A 4,366-nucleotide genomic window follows, 5' to 3' on the forward strand; every position below is an offset into this window, starting at 1 on the left:
GTTATCTCTACTATATTTCTGAGTTTGCACTCAAGGCGGTGTAGAGACGATTTTCCTCCTAAGTTTTATGAGACTTTGGTTTCAATCAACGAACCGCACAAACCGTACTTGTGACTTTCACCACATACGGCTCCTCAATGACCTGGCTCTTGTTATGAGTACCTTTAACACTAGAACGGGTTGTCATCCCAGTTCTCCAAACGGACATCTCCGTCTGTTGCCGTTTTCAAGTCGTGGCAGTGGCGGTGAAGAAGCTGCCAATTACTATATTCATCCTTACCTCCTCTAGAAGTACGGATAACATGGTCAACTTCCCATAAATCGCCGTATTTGAAACTCAGCTCGCAGAGTACACATTTCCCAGCCTGCCTTTTCAAGAGAGTGGCTACTCTGGAAGACAGTTCCGGGTGGCTACTCATACGCTTACCCCAGTAGACTAAATCTCCATCAAACGGGCTTCTTGCACCCTGAACCTTGGTGTGGCGTACTATTGGAGTACTTGAATGTTTCACCAAGGCTGTTCCGCCTGACGTGGCAAATGTCCAGTTGTCTTTGCCTACGGTACGCCAGTAGTTACTAACAGTATCGTGGGCGTTAGTTTTGGTGCATCTGCTTTTTGCCCATGCGAGAAGCTTTTGATAGGTGAGGTGGTCACATTTGTTAAATGTTTCCTTACTCACAGATGACGCATAATAGTTACACCATCCTCTGATTATCGGATTGAGACGGCTTATCAATGCCTCTTGAGGGGCATTATGATGTTTATCTATTACTTGTCCTATCTTGTCAAGATGTCTCTTGACTGCTTCCTTTGTGGGTTTGATGATTGTTGTAAAGCCTAGATTTATTACTTCTTTACTAGGGGAATATTGATTACCCTTAGATAAAGTTGCCGCTCTGTATGCCCCTACTTTGTACTGGCGCACATTAAACCCTAAGAAGTTGAACCCCTCAGAGGTGTGGCATATTCGCGTTTTACTTGGCTTCAATTCTAGTCCCATGTTTTTTAGCCATTCGTCTGCTTTTTGTCTCAGGAGGGTTACAAACTCCTCAGACTCATGGAGTATCACAAAATCATCTGCATATCTTACTAGCGTAGGTTTAACCCTAGTAGTACTTTTCCTTCCGGTAGTCGTTACTATCCCTCTGGTGATTGTGTAGAAGCTTGTAATGAAATCCTCAAACCCGTGTAAGGCTATGTTTGCCAGAAGTGGAGAAATGACTCCACCCTGCGGTGTACCTTCCTTGGTGTTTGAGAATACTCCGCTATCCATCACTCCTGATTTCAACCAAGCTTTAATTTGCTTGCGTAATGTCGGGAATGTATTCAATTTTTGGAGCAGTGCTTTATGGTTTATGCAGTCGAAACATTGTGAGATATCAGCGTCAAGCACATACTTGGCTTTTAGGCTGACATTTTTGAAGATTGTCTCAATCGCATCATGGGCAGAACGTCCAGGTCGAAATCCGAAGGAATTTCCCTCGAATTTAGCTTCCCATTCTGGCTCAAGTGCCAGTTTTACTAGGGCTTGTAAGGCACGGTCAAACATCGTGGGTATACCAAGAGGTCGTTTCTCGACTTTTCCCGGCTTATCAATCCACACTCTGCGGGTAGGTTTGGACTTCCCAGTCACTTTGAGATGAGTTACCAAGACAAGACGGGCATGGGGGGTTAGGTTTTTAATTCCATCTACACCTGCCGTTTTCTTACCCTGGTTATCCTGCGAAACCTTCCTTACCGCGAGACACTTACCCGACCAAGACCTCATCAAAGTCTTCTGGAGTCTCCGAACTGCTTTAACGTCGCCACGACTAGAGGCTTTGAAGATTCTCTTTTGGAGCTTGAAGACTCGTACCTCTAACTTTCGCCAGGGTAAAGCCTTCCATTCCACCGTCTGATTGTTCAGCGTTTTAGACATTTAATCTCTCACTCAAGATTCTTCATTCCAAGACATCGTGAATCTGTCAGCATATCCTTACCATTACAGTGAGGCATTCGCTTCTGACTCAATCCCACCCTCTTTCTGCTTGTGGTTGGAACCTACTTAGGTATTCGACCTCCTAAGAGCGTGAGAGAGGGTTACTTCGTTCCGAGTGGTCATTTCAAGTCTTTTAGAGCGACACTATTCACCGGGTTTCTTTGGAGTGCTAGTTAGTCAACTAAGAATTTGCTAACTCCTTATCCTTGCCTTTTGGCTTGGGGTATCAGCCTTATTACCCCATTCAACATCACGATGATTCAGGCGTGCCTTCAAGCTTTCGCTTTACTCATGAGAACTTCTGCTTGGTAGTCACTGGCTTAGGCTGTCAGTGCTTTTACCTTCTATCCCTTGCAGTCGGTTCTGGGTTTTCCTGCCCATGTCCCTAGGGATATGCTTTCACCCCAGCACCAGGGGGGATGGACTTCGGTTTCTAGGGTACTTCCGTCACCATCATGTTCCACTCAGTTATCCAGGTCGTCCCTGGCTAGCCGTCCTCCGCATTGCTTATATAGCAAGGGTTTCAGCTAAACGAATCGCACTCTGAGGATATTGGCAGAACCATTTAGGTCTGCATTCACCACGGTTCCATCGGCAGACTGATACAATCCACGCTTAATTCGTCTTCCCGACGCTTTCCACCCTTCTGGCTTTTCACCGTACTTGCGTAGGGAGTCTCCATCAAGAAAACTAGCTTTGGATGTATATGCTTCTTCGGTTTCAATAAACCTGATGCCGTGTAAGTCACACAGTTGATTTAATCGGTCTTTCAACTTTCCTAAAGGCATTTGAACAAACTTTTGATTGTTCTTTTTACCCATATTAGCATTAGACTTAAAGCCTTGATTCCAGCCACAAACAATGTTGCCAATGCTGTGTTCCAAGCAATGGCTAACAATCAACTTCGCGGTCTTGTTAATGCCATCGCGCATTTGGTGGTTGCGTTTTCGGGTTGCGCGGTCTAGCCAATTATCCCAATAACCTTCTGCCTTTCCTTCTTTTCTAGTTGCTACTTTTTTGTTCCATAGCTGATTCATCGCTTTCATAGCGCGAGCATCAATCAAGAAAGAATTTCCCAATGTATCAAGGTAGGCTGCTAAATTGTCAGCAGTTCCCAAGTCAATTGATAACGCTTGATCGATGTCTAGGCTGTGTTGTTCTTTTTCAACCTCGTAAGATGTTTCAAGATAAAAAGCACCATTCTTAGGTAGAATCGTAAACTCTTTCACCTTGGAAAAGTCAAGATTTGACGGCATAGGCAGAAAGAATTCGGAAACTTCAAACCACCGCTTTACCGTCAATCCCAAGGAGAATCTTAGCTGATTACCAATAAGTTTAGGTCTTAAGCCCCCTGAGTTTGGATAAGCTACTTTGAACAACTTATACCATTTTTCTATGAAGCTGCATGGAATAGATCCTTTACCGGAAAGGATTTGAGGCTTCCCATGAAGTGCAGCTTCATAGTGAATTGGTATTAGGCCCTTTCAGGTATCCCGGTGGCTTGGGCTTAAAATATAATTGACCTTTGATATACAAATCTCTTAATTCTTTAAAAGATTTAAAGGCTTCTGCGACCGACATCAATGTTTGCTGCATTGGCGTTGATGGCAACGACTTAGCAACCATTGATTTTGCCACTGACGGCTCAAAAGATAAGTCGAACTTTCCAGTCAACAGCTTTCCTGTTTTAAAAAAAGTTTGGCGAGCCAAATATACACCACTGTTGTACAGTTTTCCGGATTGTCGGCACAGGTATTCTAGTAATGTTTGAAGTTCTTTGTTTGGTGACAGCAATACTTGCTGAACACCCATTGCTTTTCGTTCTTTTGGCACCTCTGTTTTCCTGAATATTGGTTAATTTGTTTATTCTAAACGAGTATAGTGGATACGTCAATTTGTATCAACAAACTATTTATGCTGCCACTTGCCGAATACAAAACGCACAACCACGTTAAGTTCTTACTAAACTACCACTTTGTCTTTATCCCCAAGCGCCACAAAAAAGTTTTATTGGGCGACGTGGCGACTAGAACTCGTCAGATTTTCCTAGAGTTGTCAATTGAGAAAGGTTGGGATATATTGGCGCTAGAAGTGGCCCCAGATCACGTACATTTGTTTGTAGCCGTCAAGCCAACGGACACCCCTGTCTTAGTAGTTAAGTTGTTCAAAGGTCGTTCTAGTCGTTTTTTGCGGGAGGAATTCCCGGAACTGAAAAAGCTGCCATCTTTGTGGACGAGCAGCTATTTTGTGAGTACAGCAGGTAATATCAGTAGTGAAGTGGTGAAGAAATAGCTGGTAAAAGTATAGTCATCTATTACATGACATGGGAGGCTTCAAGTCCCTCCCCTTTCGCTTTCACTTCGAGCGGATTGACCCGCCTCGGCTGA

4 protein-coding genes are annotated in these 4,366 nt (G+C 44.0%); 1 reads left to right on the forward strand and 3 read right to left on the reverse strand.

Going from position 1 to position 4,366, the window contains the following annotated elements:
* Window positions 1–170: 170 nt before the first annotated feature.
* The 3 genes from ltrA to JGK14_RS33630 form a co-directional block, all read right to left on the reverse strand.
* The gene (gene ltrA, locus JGK14_RS33620) at window positions 171–1,919 is read right to left on the reverse strand and encodes a group II intron reverse transcriptase/maturase (RefSeq protein WP_325315998.1); all 1,749 of its coding nucleotides are present in this window, start codon (window positions 1,917–1,919) and stop codon (window positions 171–173) included.
* Window positions 1,920–2,506: 587 nt separating this feature from the next.
* Entirely contained in the window at window positions 2,507–3,358 is an 852-nt protein-coding gene (locus JGK14_RS33625; RefSeq protein WP_293208456.1) for an RNA-guided endonuclease InsQ/TnpB family protein, read from the reverse strand.
* A gap of 79 nt (window positions 3,359–3,437) precedes the next feature.
* Window positions 3,438–3,812: a hypothetical protein gene (locus JGK14_RS33630; protein WP_293208454.1), complete on the reverse strand. Its 375-nt coding sequence runs from the start codon at window positions 3,810–3,812 to the stop codon at window positions 3,438–3,440.
* A gap of 81 nt (window positions 3,813–3,893) precedes the next feature.
* Between JGK14_RS33630 and tnpA the strand changes: the two genes are divergently transcribed.
* A complete protein-coding gene (gene tnpA / locus JGK14_RS33635; protein ID WP_293233656.1) occupies window positions 3,894–4,271 on the forward strand; it encodes an IS200/IS605 family transposase in 378 nt (125 codons plus the stop codon).
* The last annotated feature ends 95 nt before the right edge of the window (window positions 4,272–4,366 follow it).

Source organism: Microcoleus sp. PH2017_28_MFU_U_A, assembly GCF_020738035.1.
In the GTDB taxonomy this organism is placed as follows: Bacteria; Cyanobacteriota; Cyanobacteriia; order Cyanobacteriales; family Microcoleaceae; genus Microcoleus.

Excerpts from the sequence above, each read along its gene's own strand:
- ltrA (WP_325315998.1), bottom strand. The coding sequence starts at position 1,919 with ATGTCTAAAACGCTGAACAATCAGACGGTGGAATGGAAGGCTTTACCC.
- tnpA (WP_293233656.1), top strand. The coding sequence starts at position 3,894 with ATGCTGCCACTTGCCGAATACAAAACGCACAACCACGTTAAGTTCTTA.